16 protein-coding genes are annotated in these 19387 nt (G+C 68.1%); 6 read left to right on the top strand and 10 right to left on the bottom strand.

What is annotated here, in order from left to right; translation table 11 throughout:
* Positions 1-46: 46 nt before the first annotated feature.
* The 3 genes from NR798_RS34060 to fusA form a co-directional block, all read right to left on the bottom strand.
* Positions 47-1972, bottom strand: a complete 1926-nt coding sequence (locus tag NR798_RS34060) for an ABC-F family ATP-binding cassette domain-containing protein (protein ID WP_375766704.1) — start codon at positions 1970-1972, stop codon at positions 47-49.
* A gap of 46 nt (positions 1973-2018) precedes the next feature.
* Positions 2019-3491 (bottom strand): DEAD/DEAH box helicase, encoded by a 1473-nt coding sequence (locus NR798_RS34055; protein ID WP_375766703.1) that lies wholly within the window; start codon positions 3489-3491, stop codon positions 2019-2021.
* A 135-nt stretch (positions 3492-3626) separates the two neighbouring features.
* On the bottom strand, positions 3627-5741 hold the full coding sequence (gene fusA / locus NR798_RS34050) for an elongation factor G (RefSeq protein ID WP_375766702.1): 2115 nt from the start codon (positions 5739-5741) through the stop codon (positions 3627-3629).
* Positions 5742-6068: 327 nt separating this feature from the next.
* On the opposite strand from fusA, the gene NR798_RS34045 reads away from it, so the two are divergent.
* On the top strand, positions 6069-6383 hold the full coding sequence (locus NR798_RS34045; RefSeq protein ID WP_375766701.1) for a hypothetical protein: 315 nt from the start codon (positions 6069-6071) through the stop codon (positions 6381-6383).
* A gap of 24 nt (positions 6384-6407) precedes the next feature.
* Here the strand turns inward: NR798_RS34045 and NR798_RS34040 are convergent, their stop codons facing one another.
* A complete protein-coding gene (locus NR798_RS34040) occupies positions 6408-7220 on the bottom strand; it encodes a pseudouridine synthase (RefSeq protein ID WP_375766700.1) in 813 nt (270 codons plus the stop codon).
* Positions 7221-7248: 28 nt separating this feature from the next.
* Positions 7249-7473 (bottom strand): hypothetical protein, encoded by a 225-nt coding sequence (locus tag NR798_RS34035; RefSeq protein ID WP_375766699.1) that lies wholly within the window; start codon positions 7471-7473, stop codon positions 7249-7251.
* Between the two features lie 161 nt (positions 7474-7634).
* On the opposite strand from NR798_RS34035, the gene NR798_RS34030 reads away from it, so the two are divergent.
* Entirely contained in the window at positions 7635-8621 is a 987-nt protein-coding gene (locus tag NR798_RS34030; protein ID WP_375766698.1) for a DUF1028 domain-containing protein, read from the top strand.
* A gap of 110 nt (positions 8622-8731) precedes the next feature.
* Here the strand turns inward: NR798_RS34030 and NR798_RS34025 are convergent, their stop codons facing one another.
* A complete protein-coding gene (locus NR798_RS34025) occupies positions 8732-9469 on the bottom strand; it encodes an RNA methyltransferase (RefSeq protein ID WP_375766697.1) in 738 nt (245 codons plus the stop codon).
* Positions 9470-9808: 339 nt separating this feature from the next.
* Here NR798_RS34025 and NR798_RS34020 point away from each other — a divergent pair, with 339 nt between their 5' ends.
* Positions 9809-11902, top strand: coding sequence for a 7TM diverse intracellular signaling domain-containing protein (locus tag NR798_RS34020; protein WP_375766696.1), 2094 nt, complete (start codon positions 9809-9811; stop codon positions 11900-11902).
* Between the two features lie 14 nt (positions 11903-11916).
* Here NR798_RS34020 and NR798_RS34015 read toward each other — a convergent pair whose 3' ends face one another.
* From NR798_RS34015 to NR798_RS34005, 3 genes are all read right to left on the bottom strand, one after another.
* Positions 11917-12990 carry a hypothetical protein gene (locus tag NR798_RS34015; protein ID WP_375766695.1) on the bottom strand — a complete coding sequence of 358 codons (1074 nt, stop codon included), beginning with the start codon at positions 12988-12990 and terminating at the stop codon, positions 11917-11919.
* A 145-nt stretch (positions 12991-13135) separates the two neighbouring features.
* Positions 13136-14515: a porin gene (locus tag NR798_RS34010; RefSeq protein ID WP_375766694.1), complete on the bottom strand. Its 1380-nt coding sequence runs from the start codon at positions 14513-14515 to the stop codon at positions 13136-13138.
* A 245-nt stretch (positions 14516-14760) separates the two neighbouring features.
* On the bottom strand, positions 14761-15879 hold the full coding sequence (locus tag NR798_RS34005) for a CDP-alcohol phosphatidyltransferase family protein (protein WP_375766693.1): 1119 nt from the start codon (positions 15877-15879) through the stop codon (positions 14761-14763).
* Positions 15880-16097: 218 nt separating this feature from the next.
* On the opposite strand from NR798_RS34005, the gene NR798_RS34000 reads away from it, so the two are divergent.
* Positions 16098-17534: a hypothetical protein gene (locus NR798_RS34000; RefSeq protein WP_375766692.1), complete on the top strand. Its 1437-nt coding sequence runs from the start codon at positions 16098-16100 to the stop codon at positions 17532-17534.
* A 32-nt stretch (positions 17535-17566) separates the two neighbouring features.
* The gene (locus NR798_RS33995) at positions 17567-18412 is read left to right on the top strand and encodes a hypothetical protein (RefSeq protein ID WP_375766691.1); all 846 of its coding nucleotides are present in this window, start codon (positions 17567-17569) and stop codon (positions 18410-18412) included.
* Positions 18413-18423: 11 nt separating this feature from the next.
* On the opposite strand, the gene NR798_RS33990 is transcribed toward NR798_RS33995, so the two are convergent.
* Positions 18424-18861, bottom strand: coding sequence for a PEGA domain-containing protein (locus NR798_RS33990; protein ID WP_375766690.1), 438 nt, complete (start codon positions 18859-18861; stop codon positions 18424-18426).
* A 248-nt stretch (positions 18862-19109) separates the two neighbouring features.
* On the opposite strand from NR798_RS33990, the gene NR798_RS33985 reads away from it, so the two are divergent.
* The gene (locus tag NR798_RS33985; RefSeq protein WP_375766689.1) at positions 19110-19370 is read left to right on the top strand and encodes a hypothetical protein; all 261 of its coding nucleotides are present in this window, start codon (positions 19110-19112) and stop codon (positions 19368-19370) included.
* Positions 19371-19387 lie beyond the last annotated feature (17 nt).

The raw sequence follows: 19387 nt of genomic DNA, 5'->3' as shown, positions 1-19387 counted from the left end.
CCCAGCGGGAGAGGGTTATTGCACTCAAAATTGGGTTTCTTGGTGCTCAGGAACCGGCGGCCAGGTTCTGGAGTTCCTGCCAGCGCGTGTAGAGGCGCTCCACCTCGGCCGCCGTCACGCCCAGCTCCTTCTGCACCTCGGCCGCCTTGGAGGCGCTGGAGTAGACGCTGGGATCCACGAGCTGCGCTTCCAGCTCAGCCTTGCGCGTCTCCGCGGCCTCGATGGCCGCCTCCATCCCGTCCAGCTCGCGCTGCTCCTTGTACGAGAGCTTGCCCGGCTTGCGAGCCTGCTTCGGCTCGGCCGCTGGGGCGGGCTCGGCCTTCTTCGCCGAAGGGGCAGGGGCGGCCGCGGCGCGGGCCTGGGCCTGCTCCTTGAGCCGCCGGTACATGGCGAAGTTGCCCTCGTAGCGCACCACCTTGCCATCGCCCTCGAAGGCGAGGATGGAGGTGGCCACCTTGTCGAGGAAGTACCGGTCGTGCGTCACCAGCAGCACGCTGCCGGTGAAGTTGAGCAGCAGCCCCTCGAGGATGTTCAGCGTGACGATGTCGAGGTCGTTCGTCGGCTCGTCCAGCACGAGGACGTTGGCGCCCTCCAGGAAGAGCCGCGCGAGCAGCAGGCGGTTGCGCTCGCCACCCGACAGCGCCTTCACCTTCATGCGCTGCATGGGCACGGGGAAGAGCAGGTCATCCAGGTAGTCGCGCAGCGCTACCCGCTGGTCGCCCAGCTCCACCCAGTCGTCCCCGCGCGGCGAGGCCGCCTCGTACACCGTCTGCTCCGGGTCCAGCGAGGCGCGGGTCTGATCGTAGTAGGCGACCTTGGTGTTCTTGCCGATGACCACCTTGCCGGAGTCCGGAGGCAGCTCGCCGAGCAGCACGCGCAGGAAGGTCGTCTTCCCCACGCCGTTGGGCCCCACGAGGCCCACGCGCTCGCCGCGCTGGAGCATCAGGTTGACGCCCTTGAGCACGTTGCGCTCGCCGTAGGACTTGTGCACGCCCTCGGCCTCGATGACGGTGTGGCCCAGCCGGGGCGCCTGCATCACCTGCAGTCCCGCCACCTTCGGCCGCTGGAAGCCCTTCTCCTCCATCAGCTTGCGAGCCCGCTCGATGCGCGCCTTGCTCTTGGTGCGCCGCGCCTCCGGGCCCTTGCGCAGCCACGCCACTTCCTGGGCGATCCAGCGCTCGCGCTTGTGCTGGGCGAGGGACGCGTTCTCCTGCGCCACCAGCTTCTGCTCCACGTACGCCTCGTAGTTGCCCGGGTACGAGATGACGCCCTCTCCGGGCTGGATCTCCACCATCCGATCCACCAGCCCGTCCAGGAAGTAGCGGTCGTGCGTCACCAGCAGCAGCGAGCCGGGCAGCTTGTCCAGCTCCTCCTCGAGCCAGTCCACCGTGTCCGCGTCCAGGTGGTTGGTGGGCTCGTCCAGCATCAGCAGGTCCGGCCGCGTCAGCAGCGCGCGGGCGATGGCCACCCGCTTGCGCAGACCGCCGGACAGCTCGGCCACGGGCCGATCCCAGTCCTTCACGCCGAGCCGGTCCAGCAGCGTCTTGGCGTGGTGCTCGGTGTCCCAGCCACCCAACTGCTCGATCTTGTCCGACAACGCCGAGAGCTGCTCCATCAGCTTGCCCTGGGCGTCGGCGGGGGTGGACTCCATGCGGCGGATGATCTCGGCGTGCGTGGCCAGCGCATCCCGGAGAGGCCCTTGGGCCACGCTCAGCTCCGAGGCCACCGTGGCGCCCGGAGCGAACTCGGGCTCCTGCGGCAGATAGGTGACCCGAGCGCCCCGGCGCAGCTGCAACTCCCCCGCGTCCGCGCGCGCCACCCCCGCCAATATCTTCATCAGCGAGGACTTGCCGGAGCCGTTCACTCCCACCAGGCCCACGCGCTCACCTTCTTCGATGGTGAGCGTCAGGCCCTGGAAGACGGTACGGCTGCCGAAGGACAGTTGGACGTCGGCGGCGCGGAGCAGGGTCAAGGGTTCCTCTTATCCGGTGTGCGGAGGTTCTCGTCGCGAGCGCTTCTTACAGCCACTTGGGCGCGCGAGGCCTCTGGGAAACGGCGGGCGGTGCCGCGGCGGGGGCCGGCGCCGAGGGGCGCTGCGCCTGCTGGCTGGCCGGACGGTCGCTCCGAGGCGGACGCGCCGACTCCGAGCCGCGGGAGCCTCCCGCGTTCGCACTCCGGCCACCGCCACCGCCACCGCCACCTCCACCCCGGCGGCGGCCTCCCCCGTTGCCGTCGCGGCGCCCGCCGTCGCGGCGCTCGCCGTCACGGCGCTGTCCCTGAGCGGGACGGGGGCTCTGCTGGGCCCGGGCCGGAGCCGCGTCGAGCGCTCCCTCGGCGGGGGCCGGCATGTTCGAGCGGTACGCCTGGGCCTCCATCACCGGCACGCGCCGGCGGATGGTGCGCTCGATGTCCTTCAAGTACGCGCGCTCCTCGGAGTCGCAGAAGGACAGGGCGATGCCCGCCGCGCCCGCGCGGCCCGTGCGGCCGATGCGGTGCACGTACGTCTCGGGCACGTTGGGCAGATCGAAGTTGATGACGTGGGTGATGCCGTCGATGTCGATGCCCCGCGCGGCGATGTCCGTGGCCACCAGCACCCGGCAGGTGCCGGACTTGAAGGCCGCCAGCGCCCGCTCACGCGCGTTCTGGCTCTTGTTGCCGTGGATGGGCTCGGCGCCGATGCCCGCGGCCTCCAGCTGCTTGGCCACGCGGTTGGCCCCGTGCTTGGTGCGCGTGAAGACGAGTACGCGCTGGATGGCCTTGTCCGTCTGCAGCAGGTGCACCAGCAGGCCGCGCTTCTGCTCCTTCTCCACGAAGTACAGCCGCTGGTCAATCGTCTCCGCGGTGGTGGCCACCGGCGCCACCTCCACCCGCACCGGGTTGGTCAGGATGCTGTTGGCCAGCCCCTGGATCTCCGGCGGCATGGTGGCCGAGAAGAAGAGCGTCTGCCGCTTCTTGGGCAGCGCGGCGATGACGCGCTTCACGTCATGGATGAAGCCCATGTCCAGCATCCGGTCCGCCTCGTCGAGGACGAACACCTCGAGCGACTTGTAGGACACGAAGCCCTGCTGCATCAGGTCCAACAGGCGGCCCGGGGTGGCCACCAGGATGTCCACGCCCTGCTTGAGCGACTGCTCCTGGGCGTTCTGGCCCACGCCGCCGAAGATGACGGCGGAGGTGATGCCGGTGAAGCGCCCGTAGGCGCGGATGCTCTCACCGATCTGCGCGGCCAGCTCCCGGGTGGGGCTGAGCACGAGCGCGCGGATGGGGCGGCCACGGGCGGGCGGCGGCGGGCGGCCCACGGAGAGCCGCTGGAGGATGGGCAGCGTGAACGCCGCCGTCTTGCCGGTGCCCGTCTGCGCGCAGCCGAGCACGTCCTTACCCTCCAGCACGTGGGGGACGGCCTGCTGCTGGATGGGCGTGGGGGTGGTGTAGCCCTCGGCCTTCACGGCGCGCAGCAGGGGCTCGGCAAGCTTCAGGTCTTCGAAAGTCATGTGTTCTCGTGAGTGGGGATGGTCCCCGGGAGGCCCGCGACGCGAATCGCCAGCGGGCCCGAAAACAAAGAAGGCGCCCCCGGGGGAGGCGCCTTCCTTCAACAGCCTGGAACTGTCAGGCCGTGCAGCGCGGGACTACTTGCGCGCGGCCTGCTCGGCGGCCTGCTTCTCCTTGTACTGCGCCATCAGGGCCTCGGCCTCGTTGCGCGGCACCGGCGAGTACTTGGCGAACTCCATCGTGAACTCGCCCTTACCCTGGGTGGCCGAGCGGAGGTCCGTGGAGTAGCCGAACATGGTGTTCAGCGGCACCTCGGCCACCACCGTCACGTAACCCTCGGCCGTTCCGGACTCGAGGATGGTGCCACGGCGCTGGTTGATCTGACCGACGACGGAGCCCTGGAAGTCCTCGGGAGCCTGGACCTCCACCTTCATCATCGGCTCGAGGATGATCGGCTTGGCGGCCGCGTAGCCCTCGCGGAAGCCCATGATGGCGGCGGTCTTGAACGCCTGCTCGGACGAGTCCACCGCGTGGAAGGCGCCGTCGTTGATGACCACGCGCACACCCACCACGGGGAAGCCGATGAGCGAGCCCTTCTTGATGGCCTCCTGGAAGCCCTTGTCGCACGCGGGGATGAACTCGCGGGGGATGGAGCCGCCCACGATGTCGTCCACGAACTCGTACTGCTGCACGGCGTCGGCCGGCAGGGGCTCCACGTAGCCGCACACGCGGGCGAACTGGCCGGAGCCACCCGTCTGCTTCTTGTGCGTGTAGTAGAACTCGCCCTTCTGGGAGATCGTCTCGCGGTAGGCCACCTGCGGCTTACCGGCGACCACCTCGCAGTTGTACTCGCGCTTCATGCGCTCGATGTAGATCTCCAGGTGCAGCTCACCCATGCCGCGGATGATCGTCTGGCCGGACTCCTCGTCACGGTTCACGCGGAAGGTGGGGTCTTCCTTGGTGAAGCGGTTGAGGGCCTTGGAGAAGTTGGCCTGGGCGTCGCGGTTCTTCGGGCTCACCGCGAGCGAGATGACGGCGTCCGGCACGAACATGGACGTCATCGTGTACTGCACGGTGCCGTCGGTGAACGTGTCGCCGGAGGCGCACTCGACGCCGAACAGGGCGACGATGTCACCGGCACGCGCGTCGTTGATGTCGTTCATCTCGTTCGAGTGCATGCGAACGAGGCGCGGCACCTTGACCTTCTTCTGGTTGGTCTGGTTGGTGATGAAGTCACCCTTGCTCACCTTGCCCTGGTAGATGCGCATGTAGGTGAGCTGACCGTAGCGGCCGTCTTCCAGCTTGAACGCCAGGCCCACGAAGGGCTTGTCCGGGTTGGACTCGAGGACGATCTTCGCCTCGCCGTTCTTCTGGTCCAGCGCCTCGTTGGTGATCTCCGCCGGGTTGGGCAGGAACGCGCAGATGGCGTTGAGCAGCAGCTGCACGCCCTTGTTCTTGTAGGCGGAGCCGCACATGACGGGCGTCATCTTCAGCGCGATCGTGGCGCGGCGGACGGCGGCCATGATCTGCTCGTTGGTGATGGCGGCATCCGCCAGGAAGAGCTCGCCCAGGGTGTCGTCCACCTCGGCGACCTTCTCGATCATCTCGACGCGGTCGGCCTTGGCCTTCTCGAGGTACTCGGCGGGGATCTCCTCCTCGCGGATCTTCTCGCCGCTCTCACCATCGAAGTAGAACGCCTTCATCTGGATGAGGTCGATGAGACCCTGGAAGCGGTCCTCGGCGCCGATCGGAACCTGGAGGCGCACGGGGTGGTGGCTCAGCTTCTCCTTGAGCTGGGCCGCCACGCGCTCGTAGTTGGCGCCCGCGCGGTCCATCTTGTTGACGAACGCGATGCGGGGAACCTTGTAGCGCTTCATCTGCCGGTCCACCGTGATGGACTGGGACTGCACGCCGGACACCGAGCAGAGCACGAGGATGGCACCGTCGAGCACGCGCAGGGAGCGCTCCACCTCGATGGTGAAGTCCACGTGTCCCGGGGTGTCGATCAGGTTGATGTTGTACTCGCCCCAGATCGCGTAGGTGGCGGCAGACTGGATCGTGATGCCCTTCTCACGCTCCAGATCCATCGAGTCCATCTTCGCGCCCACGCCGTCCTTGCCACGCACCTCATGGATCTCGTGGATGCGGCCGGTATAGAAGAGGATGCGCTCGGAGAGCGTCGTCTTGCCCGAGTCGATGTGGGCGGAGATACCGATGTTACGAACCTTTTCGATGGGAACTTGGGAGGCCACGAGGGTCGGTCCTTCTGCTGATTGAAGTCCTGCGAGAACAGGGCAGGGGGCGCCCTTACTTCCCGGCGCTTGAAGTTTCCAGCCAAATCGGCATTGAAGCCGGGGAGCCGTGTACTCCCTCTGAGGCCCAAGGGGAAGCCCCCCCGGGTGCTGGGCTGCTGGAGGAGCCCTGCCTACACTCGGGGTTCATAACCCCCAAGCTTCCCGAAAGCTTCTGTTGCCCAGGACGATTTCCGGGGGGGAGGGGTGGGATGAGCCGCCCGGACGGCCGTCCGCTGAGGTAGGAAGGGGAAATGGGGCCCGTCCCCCTACCCGAGGAGGCTGCACATGGCGAAGCCCGCTGGTTTCGACAGGGACATCGGCTACCTGATGCCCTTCCTGGATCGGGTCGCCGCCACGGCTGACACGCTGCCGGACACCGCGGCCCGCGAGGAGCTCAAACGCCTCATGGCCGAGGAGAAGGAGCGCTGGGCGCGCATCCAGCAGTTGCTCGGTGGGGCCGCGGGGCGAACGTCCGCGCCGGCCGCCGCGCGCTCGCCCTCCGCCGCGCCCGAGTTGGCCCGGGCCCGTGCGGATGAGATCAACCGGGCGCAGCCGCGCCAGGCGGGGCTCACCGTGGGCAGCCTGAAGCGGCAGTCCTGAGGCGGTGGCCCGGGGGTCGGACCCTCAGGCCTTGCCCGGGGTATAGAGGAGGCCCTCGGCGACCTCGGCGTCGGTGAGGAGCCGGAAGGCGCCTTCGGGCACGTCCAGCTCCACCCCGCCCACGGCCTCGCGGTGCAGGGCGCGCACCGGCAGCCCCACCGCGCCGAGCATCCGCTTCACCTGGTGGTTGCGGCCCTCGGTGACGGTGACCTCCACGGTGTGTGCGTCGCGCAGCCGGACCTTCGCGGGCCGGGCGGGGCCGTCCTCCAGCTTCACGCCGTGGCGCAACGGCTCCACCTTCTCCTCGTCCGCCTCGCTGAAGACGGTGGCCACGTAGCGCTTGGGGAGGTTCGTCTCGGGGGACGTCGCGTGCGTCACCAGCTTGTCGTCATTGGTGAAGAGGAGCAGCCCGGTGGTGCCCCGGTCCAGCCGCCCCACCGCGTGCCAGGTGAAGCCGGCCAGCTCCTGGGGCAGTTGGGGCAGGAGCACGTCATAGACGGTGCCCACCCGATGCTGGCCTACCGTGGAAGTGAGCAGCTCGGCGGGCTTGTGGAAGGCCAGGACGCGGGTGGGCGCCTCGAGCGACACGGGCAACCCGTCCACGCGCACGGCGGCTCCAGGGAGGACGGGGGCGAGGGGCTGCTTCACCACCTTCCCGTTCATCGAGACCCGGCCCGCCTTGATGGCGGCCTCGGCGTCCTCCTGGGGCAGCACCCCGGCCCGCGCGAGCGCACGGGCGATCCAGTCCGGCTTGGCCTTGCCCTCCCAGCGCCCGGGGTGGGTGTGCTTGTTGGGGGGGGGAGGCGGAGAGCGGCGGGCGGGGGGCTTGCGATTCATGGCTCGAGGCCACTGTAACGGCCGCGAGTCAATGTCGCGAGGGCTCGTCGAAGGCGCCCCCCTCGGCCGAGCCGGGAGTGGGGCCGGGCTCGCCCTGCGGCATGCGGCGCTCCTCCTTCTCGGTGCCCTCGGCGGCGTTGGGGGTGCGCTTGGGCCCGTCCTCCTTCTCGTGGGGCGCCTCCCGGTCGGGGACGTTGGGCGAGTCGTCGGGTCCGTCGCTGATGGACATCCGCTCGTAGGGCATGTGACGCATGGTGGCTCCTTCCACGTTGAAATCTTCAGAGAAGGTAGGGACCTGAGAGGCGTACTACTGGGGGCGCCTCCGGGCCGACCGCCAGAGGGCAGGGGGATGGAGAGCGCTTGCGGCTGGACGCCCGCTCGCTCAGTGTCGCGGCCCCGTTCTCCGGAGGTTCCATGGTGCGTTCCATCTTGTTGCTCGTCCTGCTCGCCATGCCCGCGCTCGCCGCGGAGCCGGCGCCCGTGCCCAAGCGGCCCGTGCACACCTACTCCATCGTCGCGCGAGACCCGGAGACGGGGGAGCTGGGCGTGGCGGTGCAGTCCCACTGGTTCTCGGTGGGCTCGACGGTGCCCTGGGCCGAGGCGGGCGTGGGGGCGGTGGCCACCCAGTCCTTCGTGGATCCGTCCTACGGGAAGCTCGGCCTGGAGCTGATGCGCGCGGGCCGGAGCGCCCCCCAGTCGCTGGCGGGGCTGCTGGCGGCGGACTCGGCGAGCCAGGTGCGGCAGGTGGGGATGATCGACGCGCAGGGCCGGGTGGTGGCGCACACGGGGGACAAGTGCATCGCGGCGGCGGGCCACATCGTGGGGGAGAACTTCTCGGTGCAGGCCAACATGATGGAGAAGGACACGGTGTGGCCGGCGATGGCGAAGGCCTACCGGGAGACGAAGGGGGACCTGGCTGAGCGGATGCTGGCGGCGCTGGAGGCGGCGGAGGCGCAGGGCGGTGACATCCGGGGCACGCAGTCGGCGGCGCTCATCGTGGTGTCGGGCAAGGCCACGGGGCGGCCGTGGGCGGACCGGAAGTTCGACCTGCGGGTGGACGACCACACGGCGCCGCTGAAGGAGCTGCGGCGGCTGGTGACGCTGCAGCGGGCCTACAACCTGATGAACGAGGGAGACCTGGCCATCGAGCGCAACGACACGCAGGCGGCGCTGAAGGCCTACTCGGAGGCGGAGGCGTTGGCGCCGGGCAACGCGGAGATGGTGTTCTGGCACGCGGTGTCGCTCGTCAACGTGGGGAAGGTGGACGAGGCGGTGCCGCTGCTCCAGAAGACGTACAAGGCCGACCCGCGCTGGAAGGAGCTGCTCAAGCGGCTGCCGAAGTCGGGGCTGTTGCCGGAGGACCCGAAGCTGATGACGAAGCTGCTGGGCCCCGCGCGCTGAGCGAAGGATCGTCCCACCCACTCACCCCTCACCGCGACAAGAACCCCTCTCCCCTCGGGAGAGGGACGGGGTGAGGGTATCTGGGTCTCGGGTTGCCCCTCTCCCTGGGGTCACCCGCCCCCGTTCCCCGCGCGCAGCCGTTTGGCCAGCGTGTGCAGGGCGGCGAGCCACAGCTTCGCCTCCTTGCGGGTGAGCCGGGAGCGGCGAAGCGGAGCGAACAGGTCGCGGAGTCCGGTGCGCCCGCGGGCCTGCTCGTCCACGAGGAATCCGCCGGAGACGAGGGCCTGCTCCAGGGCGGACTCGACCTGGGCCAGCTCGGTGTCCGTGGCCGCGACGGGAAGCGGAGCGGCGGGAGGTGGCGAGGCGGCGAGCGTGGCCATGCGGAGTTCATAGGCGTACAGCAGCACGGCCTGGGCGAGGTTGATGGAGGGCTGCTCGGGCGCGGTGGGGACGGCGGACAGATCGTGACAGCGCTCGACCTCGGCATTGGTGAGCCCGCTGCGCTCGTCGCCGAAGACGAGGGCCACGGGCCCCTGGGCGGCGCGCTGGATCATCTCCTCGGCCACGGCGCGAGGGGACAGCCGGCGCTTGCCCTCCACCTTTCGCGAGCTGGTGCCCACCACCCAGACGCAGTCGGCCACGGCGGCGTCGAGCGTATCGGCGCGGCCCGAGGCCTCCAGCACATCCTCGGCGTGGACGGCGAGCCGGCGGGCGGGAGCGAGGTCCTCGGCCTCGGGATGGACCCAGGTCCACTCGGACAGGCCGCAGTTCTTCATGGCCCGGGCGGCGGCACCCAGGTTCTCCGCGTTGCGCGGGCGTAGCAGCACCAACCGGATGGGCAGAGGCATCGGCCGCGCACTCTAGCGCGGCTCGAGCGGACCGGGTTCGCGAGTGCTCCCGGGCCTGTGCCTCGTGCATCTCCCGGGCAAGCAGGAACTCGCCCGAGAGGATAGAGCTGCCCCGGCTGACGATCTTCACCAGCGCCGCTTTCACGGCCTGGAGGATGGCCACCTCATCGCGGATGCGCAACGCGTCCTCTGAGAGACGACGCTCCCGGTCGAGGGAGCGCCAGGAGCACGCCCGGCCTGGCGTCTGGGGTCTTGCGACTGCTCTTGCTACTGTCTCCAGGAACGCGGCGTCCTTTAAGGACGGTACAGAGTGGCGGAACACCGAGGAGCGTCAATCCCATGGTGAAGTGCTCGAGGAGGCCCAAAACAATCGCGCTCTTTCTGTTCTTCATCAGCGTGTCGGCCTCCTTTGCGGCTCAACCGGATGTCGTGGTGGATGGCTCACGAGACCGCTGGCACTTCGGGCAGGGCCTGTTCGTGTTGGAGGATGAGTCCCAGGCATTGACAATCGAGGATGTATCTCGGGCCGAGGTTGCCCAGCGATTCATCCGCTCGTCAATGGACCCGCCAACCTATGGCTTCTCGCGCAGTGTCTACTGGGTGCGCTTCTCCTATCTCAAAAAGGATCTGGCGCCAGAACGGCGCTGGGTCCTGGCTGTGATGAACGCACCCCTGGAGCATGTAGACGTCTACTTTCAGCGGCCGGACGGGTCTTTTGATGTCCGGGTTGGTGGGTCACGAGTCCCATGGGCCAGGCGGGAGGTTGCCCACCGATTTCATGTCTTCCAACTGCCTGAGGTAGACGCTGAACCGGTCACCGTCTACATCCGCGTTCAAACTTCGTCCCTCATGAGTCTGCCCATGGAAATCCTTGCTGGCGACGAGTTGATGCGAGTCGCTGCGTCTCTCCTGATTCCATGGTGGATCTACGTCGGCATATTGGCCAGCATGGTGCTGTTCAACACGGTCTTGTACGTCTTTCTGAGGGACCGGGCATACCTCTACTATGTCCTCTATATCGTTTTCTTTGGCCAGTTCATCCTGTTGAGGTTTTCAGGGCTCGGCTATGAATACTTTCCCGACGGTGGCCCCTGGTTGGTGCGGATTCCTCAGGCTTTCGCGCATCTTGGGGGGCTGTTCGTCGTGCTGTTCGCGCGCTCGTTCTTGCATACCTCCAGAACGGTGCCCAAGCTGGATCGGCTCCTGCTCGTCATGGTTGCGGTCTGCGGCCTCTCTACGATGCTTGCCGCGTTCGTGCCGGTTCGAGTGTCACTCATCATTGGGAACGCCTGGGCGCTGGTGTCTGGGGTGTTGTTGCTCGTGGTTCCTGTTGTCGTTTGGAGGCGTGGCTTCCAGCCAGCGCGCTTCTTCCTCGCGGGCTGGAGCACGCTGTGCATGGCCGTTGTTCTTGTTCCCCTCTCCAATCAGGGGTGGCTGCCTACCAGCTTCGTTACCCGGCACCTCGTCATGATTGGTTCGGCAATGGAAATGATTCTGTTCGCGCTTGCGCTGGCGAATCGAATCAACGAAGCCAAGAAACAGAGCGAGGCTGTCAGGCGCCAGGCGCTCGAGGGCGAGATCTACCGGTTGCGGAATATCGAGCTCCGGCAGGCCAATGAGGAGATTCTCCGTAAGCAAGAGCAGCTTGTTCAGGCGGAGAAGATAGCTTCAATGGGGCAGCTTGCGGCGGGAGTTGCGCATGAAATCAAGAACCCGCTCAACTTCGTCAACAACTTCTCGCTCTCGCTGGTGGAGATGACGGATGAGTTGTTGCAAGAGCTCAAGAGCTTGCCAGCAGACAAGCAGGCTGGCCTGGTGATGCTCGCCAGCGACTGCGGACAGACAGCCCAGAAGATTGCCGAGCATGGAAAACGCGCGGATGGAATTGTCCGCAGCATGATGGAGCATTCAGCCGTGCGGCCAGGAGTGCGGAGTCTGGTCGACCTCAACCGGTTCATCGAGGAGCACATCGGACTCGTCCTTCAGGATGCAAAGGGCCAGCGGTCTGGCTTCCAGGTCTCGGTTGAGAGAGTTCTCGAGCCGGGACTCCCCCTGGTCGAGGTCATCCCTCAGGAACTGGGGCGCGCTCTGCTAAACCTTCTGAACAACGCCCTCCAGGCCGTCGGCGAGCAGCACAGGAAAGGGCTCAACGGATATGTTCCGGCCGTTCGCATTTCCACCCTCCGCCGGGACGGCCGTGTGGAGATTCGCATCCAGGACAACGGGACCGGGATTCCGGTAGCGGTTCGCGAAAGGATCTACGAACCGTTCTTCACGACCAGGCGGCCAGGGGAAGGGCTGGGGCTGGGGCTGTCGCTCAGTCATGGCATCATCACCAAACGGCATGCGGGCACACTGGAGTTTGATAGCACTGAGAATGCTGGAACCACCTTCGTTGTTACCTTGCCATTCAACCCGCGAGTGCTCCCCTGACAGGTGCTTTCGCTTCAAGCCCCCGCGGCCCTGTTCAGGTCAGCCGAGGTGGCTGGGCGGCGCTCATGGAGACCGAGCCGTGAGGCCGCCTCCGAGGCCGCACCGCTCTGCGCGTCCCTCGCGAGCACCAGCCCCCAAGCCTCGCGGGCTTCCTCCTGGCGGCCGAGCCTCGCGAGGCAGTCACCCCAGGCCAGCAAGCCGTCCCCGCCCTGGCCCTTGTAGGGGTGCGTAGCGCCCGCCTCGAAGAAGCGCAGGGCTTCTTCCAGGCGTCCCGCCGCCATGGTGATGCGCCCGAGCAGGAACAGCCCGTTGCGCGTGCTCGACACCCGGCGCGCGAGCCTCGAGCCCCTGCGCGCTTCCCTCTCCGCTTCCTCGTACCGGCCCAGGGCCAGGAGTGCCGCGGCCCGGGTGAAGTGGACCTCGCTCCGGTACACCCGGTTCACTCGCTGGCGGTCCACGTTCTCCAGGGCGGCGAGCGCCTCCTCACCGCGCCCCGTGTGCGCGAGGATCCACGCCCGCTGGACGGGGAAGAAGTTCCACAGGAAGGGATACGTGCGCGCAGCCTCTTCCAGGGCGGACAGGCGCGCGCTGGCGGCCCCCCAGCCGCCGAGGTTGTAGACGGCCTCGACGAGGTTGAACCGGACCATGGTCCACTCATCCCGCTCGACGGGCAGCAGCTCGGGCTCGGATGGGCCCTGCCAGCTCCGTTCGATGTCGAGTGCCTCCAGGTAGAGGCCCGCGTTGATGAAGAGGTTGACCACGCAGGTGGCGCAGAGCAGGCAGCCATCCGCCTTGGCATGGACGGCGAGGCGGCGGGCACCCGCGACGGCCGTTCCGGTATGGCCGAGCGCCGAGTGTGCGTAGAGCTTCTCCCGCCACAGCCTGGCTCGCATCGGTGCCGCGAGGGGAAGCCACTCCAGGAGCGTGGCGAGCGCGAGGGCCGCGCGGAAGGCGCCCCATTCGAAGCAGCACCAGGCCATGAGCCGCAGGAGGACCCGATGCACCCGGCTCCAGAGCAGCAGCGAGGCCGCGAGGACGAGGAACAGCTCAGGGGGAAATGGGGACAAGCCCGTGGTGGCGAGGGTCATGGCCGGTATGCCTCCGAACCGGGACACTCTACCTGATTGGGCAGATGGGCGGGGTGACTTTTCAGGTCATGTGCCGGGCAGGACACCGGGCCGGCACGGGACGGCGGGTGACCCGGTCCATCCCAGGCATGGACTGCTCCGGCACTCAGAAGGAGGCGTCGAGCTGGAGCCGCGCGACATGCCGGCCCGCGGACCGGTCATGGCCGAAGATGTAGAAGTAGTCGGTCTGCAGCTTGAACGCGTGACCGTTCAGGTAGACGTTGAGTCCACCGCCCACCTGTCTTCCCTGGGTGTTGACCTGGGTGACGAGCGCGGGATCCGTCCCGGCGAAGGCGAACAGGTGGTCCCACCGGGCGGCGACCTCGACCAGCGGGTGCACCATCATGCCGGCCTGGAGGAAGTAGCCCCAACCGGAGCGGGCGTACTCGCGGACCGTCGCCCCGCTCGCGTTGGTGCCTTCGAGGAAGTCGCGTCCCGCCGAGCGGACGACGGCCTCGCCGAGGAACGAGAAGCCGCTGTACTTGAAGACCACATCGGCGGCGGCGTGCCTGTAGTCGAGCGTCCCGAGCGTCAGCGCGTTGCCCGTGGTCGACCGCTGGCGATTCGTCCCCTGGTTGTAGCCACCGGCGACCCCGAGCGCGAGGCGCGGCTTGGGGAGCCGCTGGAGGTCTCCTTCCTGATCATCATCGAAGGCGCCCCACGGCCGGAGCACCAGGCGCGCGACATAGATGCCGCCCGTCGCCTGGGCGCCGAAGCGGTTGCGTCCCTCGCCGCCGCCGATGAAGAGGTGATAGCCCAGCAGGCCGTTCAGCCCCGCGAGGTCGTTCGAGTACAGCATCAGGCCGACGTCGCGATCCAGCGTCAGCTCCTGCACCACCTGCTGCCGGTCGACGAGCTGGAGCGCGAACTCCCGGATGGTGCGGGCCCGATCGAACGGAACGAAGTACTGCCCGACTCGCACGTTGAGATCGCGGATGCGCGTGTAGTCGATGAACGCGTCGAAGATGGGCGAGGAGCTGCCCGTCTCGAAGTCGTTGCCGCCGAAGGCGAGCTGGATGTTGTACTTGAGGTCGGTGGTGAGGACATGCCCCTGGGTGATCAGGCGCAACGTCTTCACGTTGATCTCCTGGGTCGTCTTGTCCTTGTCGCGGGCGAGCGTCTCCCGCAGCTGAGCGCGCGCCCGGACCGTCAGCCCGAAGCGGCCGTCGTCCGTCGTGACGGTGAGTCCCTTGCCGGGCGCGGCCGTCACGGAGACGCCCTTCTTCTTCTCCTCGGCCGCCTGCTGCTGCTCCTGCTCGCGCTGGCTCTGGAGGAGGCGGACCTGTTGCTCCAGCTCCGCCAGCCGCTCGGCGGTGGTGGCGGTGGTGGTGTCCGCCGGTGGCTCCGGGGCCTGTGCCGGCGCGGGTTCCTCGGCCAGCGCGGGCCCGTGGACCAGTACCGCCGTCATGGCCAGCACGAGCGCGGCCTGTGCACGCACGCTCTTCCTGTCGCGGCCCTTCGCTCGTTCGATGTTCGCAGCTCGCATTCCTGTCCTCTCCTGGGGTGACCCGGACCGAGGCTCGGCTGCGATCGAGCATAGAGGCTCGAAAGCCCACCGGGCCCTCATGGGGGGTGGGCTCTCTCTTCCTCTGTCGCGCAGCAGTCCTATCGCCGCTCGACGGGGTGGAGACCCACCGTCAAAGCCGGACAGCGGCAGCAAGCGTGGCGCGGAGGAAACATGCGCCATCCAATATAGCGGAGGATTGTCCGCTGACAAGCGGATTCCCGTTTTCAGGCCGCGAGCTTGTTGCTCACGTGCTGGAGCACGGGTCTGTGCGTCGAGGGCAGCCAGACCAACGGGAAGCCGATCTCCGGGTACTGGGAGATCATCTCCCGGAGGTGACGGACCATGCTGATGACCAGGGTCAGCACCATCACCAGCAGCAGCGCGTGGCGGAGCGCGGGCTGGAGCGCCGGGGGCAAGCCCGAGAGCGGAAGCACCAGGAGGAACAGCGCGCCCTCGAGGGTCAGCCACGCCGGAGGCTTGTTGACGAGCTGGCGCGCATGGACGCCCACCGCGAGGCTGCCCATGGCGAGGGAGACCAGGGCCCGGGCGGAGAAGACATCGCTCCAGTCCCGCAGCCAGGTGACGTACAGGCCGAGGATGAGCACGGGCGCCGTGAGGATCCGCACGTAGAAGCGCAGGGAGGAGAGCGGCGAGCGGTACATGAGCACGAGGTCCTGCAACAGGGACCAGAAGCCGGCGCCGAAGGCCAGGAGGCTCAGGGCCGCGTAGACGAGCTGGAAGGAGGGCTCCTCGAGGAGCTCCACGCCGCCGAGGCACACCGACAACCCCAGGAAGAGACAGAAGACATAGTTCCAGAGGTGGTTGATGTAGGGATCGCGCATGACGCCCGTGGCGAAGTAGCGGCACAGCCCGAGGTAGAAGAACAGCTGCCCGGTGGCGGTCAGCAGGATGTAGGGCAGGAAGTAGACGCCATTCCGGGGGCCGAGCTGCGCCACGATCAGCACGGCCATGGCCGAGTTCATGACGTCGACCCAGTGGTCCCAGAAGTGGCGCGCGGTGGATTGAGTCCCGTTGCGCCGGGCCTGGGTGCCGTCCATGGCATCCAGGCAGAAGTGGAGCACCCGGCAGACGACCCAGAGCGCATACATCCACCGCGCGCGCTCGAAGGTATGGACGGCGGCGAGCAGGAACAGGTGGAGCAGCAGCCCGGGGAGGCCGAGGACGACCGGGGAGAGCCGGTAGGGGAGACGGTGGACGGCGAAGCGCCGGCATCCCTCCCGGAGCACCCGGATGAGCGCATCCTCCTCCAGGCGCTTGTAGCTCTGTTGCGTATCGAGGACCAACACATGGGGCTCCAACGCCCGTGCCTGTTGCTTGCTCATTGCCCGTGTCCATTCACTCCGGGCCGGTGTCGTTGTCCGGAGTGGTTCGGACAATGCGCGGCCTCGAGCGCGAGCGCGGTGCGCCACCTCACACGAGGGCTGTGGCCCGCGTCACATCCCAGGGGCGTGCCCGGGGGGCTCCGGAGAAAATCCGGGAGCCCTTGCCCGCCGGAGCGGCTCACGGGTCCAACTCAGCGGACCTCACGAAAGGGAATTCCATGGGCCACGAACGTTTCAATCGGGTGTGTCTGATGGCGGTCGCCGCCTCGATGCTGAGTGCATGTGAGGGGATGCCCTCGGAGGCGGAAGCACCGCACTCCGACCGCGGTGGTATCGGCGTGTCGCTCCCGGATCCTGCCGTCGGGGAAGCGCCGGTCGTGGCTCCCATCGACATCCGCCGCTCGCTGGCCGTGACGGAGAAGAGCATCCTGGCCCGGTTCAACGGGCGGCGGGTGTTCAGCAAGCTGGCCGCGGACAATGGCGGGGGGGGCTTCACCGCCGAGCAGCTCTTCCGCCAGTTGTGGGACACGCAGAACCCCGCGCCCGGGCAGCCGGACCTGCCGGGCATGCCGCACTGCACCGATCTGGGCAACACCCTCAACGGCTTCCCCTACGTGTGCCGCCCGAGCGAGGGCGGTCAGGCGCGGCTCGGCTCGGTCATCAACCTGGACAGCTATGCGGCGGTGGGTCTCTACAATCGCTTCGACCTGGCGCCCGTGGACGGCTCGAACTGCGGCGAGTACCGCATCGTCCTGGCGAAGCTCCCCTCCGCGCCCGCCAACCGCAACTTCATGATCTTCGAGGCGGTGCTGCCCAACCCCCAGCCCGAGCTGGGGCTCGAGGGCTGCCGGCCGGTGGCCAACTTCTGGGCGGGGCTGTCCGCGGACCCCGACCCCATGTCGCGCGCCAGCAAGCTGGAATCCTTCTACTTCACGGGGCTGCCGGGCTTCGAGCCGGTGGTGGGCATGAACCACTACGGCAACAACCCGGGGGGTCTGGGCCAGGTGCGCACCAACCAGTTCCTCCAGGGCGGGCCCACCGCGCCTCCCGTGCCGTGGATGATGCGCGAGTTCAAGCTGGTGAGCGACTGCCTCTCCCAGCCCTCGTGCACGCTGAAGTTCGTCCCGGCGACGGTCAAGACCAACCCCTTTGGCGGCCTGTTCAACCCGGCGTCCACCGACCCTCGGGCCTCCAGCTTCCAGAGCCACTTCGTCACCCAGGTGGCCAGCCTGGCCATCAATGACCTCAACCGCTTCAGCTACGCGGTGCCGGATCAGTTCAACGCCGCCCAGAACGACTCCCAGACCCGGGGCGGCGTGGATGACTACATGGCCCAGTTCGGCCCGGGCCCCAGCCCGTTCCACCAGGCCATCGGCCAGGAGCTCGCCCGGGTGGGCAGCACGCTGACCCCCCATGACATCGTCTCCCGTGCCCAGGCCCTGTCCTGCGGCGGCTGCCACCAGCGCAACAGTGGCAGGCCGGTGGGTGGGGGCCTGACGTGGCCCGCCTCGGCCAACTTCGTCCACAGCACGGAGAACGATGACCCGGCGGACCCGGGCCGCTTCGCCATCTCCCCGGCGCTCAGGGACCAGTTCCTGCCCCTGCGCAAGCTGGTGCTGGAGAGCTACCTCCAGGCGGGCGCTTCCTCTCCTTGACGAGGATGGAATGCCCAGGGCTTGAATGCCGGATGTCGACTCGACTTCTGGCTTCTGGCTCGCTCGTCCTGCTGTTGGCTGCTTGTGCCACTCCTTCCGCCACGACCTCCGCCGCGTCCGAGGGCAGGGCACCTGACTCCTCCCAGGTGTCCCCGCCCGCTCCGCCCGCTGAGAAGGATGACTCCCTCGGGTTGGAGCAGTACGTGGCGCTTGGCGTCCCCTCGCCGGAGCGCAGCTGGAGTGGCCAGGACTATGCCGCGGCCGCGCAGGCGCTCTCCGCGCTCGCGCAGAAGAGCCCTCCCGAGCTGCCGCGCTATCAGAGCACCCGCTCCGGCCCGCTCTTCGCCCGGTTGACGTCCTTCGAGAACGTGGACGCGATCGAGCGGCTCCAGGTGGCTCCGCTGGCCCGGGTCCAGCTCGCGGGCTCCATGATGGAGCCGGCCTCGCAGCTCCTCATGCTGTACATCGGGGCCAACGCGGCGAGCGGCGGCTTCTCGACGGAGATGATCGAGCTCCAGGCCTTCGTCACCCATGCGGCCGCGGAGATGATGGAGGCGATCGACCAGGTTCCTCCCACCGACATCCGCAATCGCGAGGCGTTCGAGTCGGGGATGGCCCAGATCCGGATGGGCCTGGGCAAGGTGGCGATCGGCGCACTCACCACGGTCTCGGAGCGCAAGGTGTACTCGAATGAGGACCGGCTCCGCTTCCTGGGGACGTTGAAGCAGGACCTGCCCCGGTTGCTGCCCAAGTTGGAGCCCCTGACCCAGCAGGAAGTCCCGGTCCGTATCGAGAAGCTGCTCGCGGACGAGCCCTCGCCCGAGGTGAAGCGGGAGCTCGAGGCCCTGCGCTCGGCGTTGACCGCGCCCGCCCACTGAGCCACGGGGGCTCAGCGTCGGGAGCTGCGCTGACGCTCGGGCGCCGCGCGGCGGGAGGCCCGTACCGGCTGGAGCGCTTCGCCCTCCTGCTGCTCCGGCGCTTCCCTCAGCTCCACCTGGTACGCCTCCTTGTAATCCGTGGCCCAGAGCAGGATGGCGAAGACGGGCGGCATGAACAGCCCCCCGATGACTCCGCCCGCGGTGCGCAGGCCGTTCCACTGGTCGCGCTTGATGGTGACGTACTCGGTCTCGTAGCCCTCCAGTTCGACGACGAAGCTCTCGGAGTGATTGACCATGGCGGAGTCGCTGTGCTCGTACGGCGTCTTGCCGAGCACCTCGCCCGAGCGGGACCGGACCGTGGCCCCGCTGGGGTCGGAGCGAATCACCGTCGTGCTCGCGCAGCCGGTGGTGATGACGACGAGGAGGAGGGCGGACGTCAGACGAAGCATGTGAGGATCCTTTGTTCCACAGGGAGTGGTTCCTCCGGGTTGTGCAGTTGCCCTGCCATCACCCGTCCCAGACTTCTGGCGCACTTGCGCGCTCACCCCGTCTCGCGGTTCGCATTCAGGGTCCCGTGCGATGGACTCCAGCGGGGAAGCCCCTGGCGTCCCCTCCCTCACCCGACTGCCTGCTTCTCTCGTGCATGCATTCGCCGTGCGTACCCTCGGAGCGAAGCATCTACCCGGGGGTCCGCCCGATGAGACACAGCCGGCTCGTGGCCATCGTCCTGCTCGCGAGCGTGTGGGTGACGACGGCCGCGTCCGCCTGTCCCAACTGCGCGACCTCCCAGGCGGTGAGGGCGTCCGTCCTGGGCGAGGACTTCTGGCGCTACCTGGTGATGATGGTCGTGCCATTCCTGTTCATCGGGGCCCTCAGCGCCTTGCTGTACCGCATCGGGCTGCCGCCGCCCGGCATGCCCTCCGAACGCACCAGGAACGAGCCCGGGCGTCCATCGTGACCGCGCAAAGGGGAAGG

It is taken from the genome of Archangium gephyra (assembly GCF_042230915.1).
Taxonomy (GTDB): domain Bacteria; phylum Myxococcota; class Myxococcia; order Myxococcales; family Myxococcaceae; genus Archangium; species Archangium gephyra_B.
Note: the sequence above shows the minus strand (reverse complement) of the source record. Positions and strands in the feature narration are given on the sequence as shown.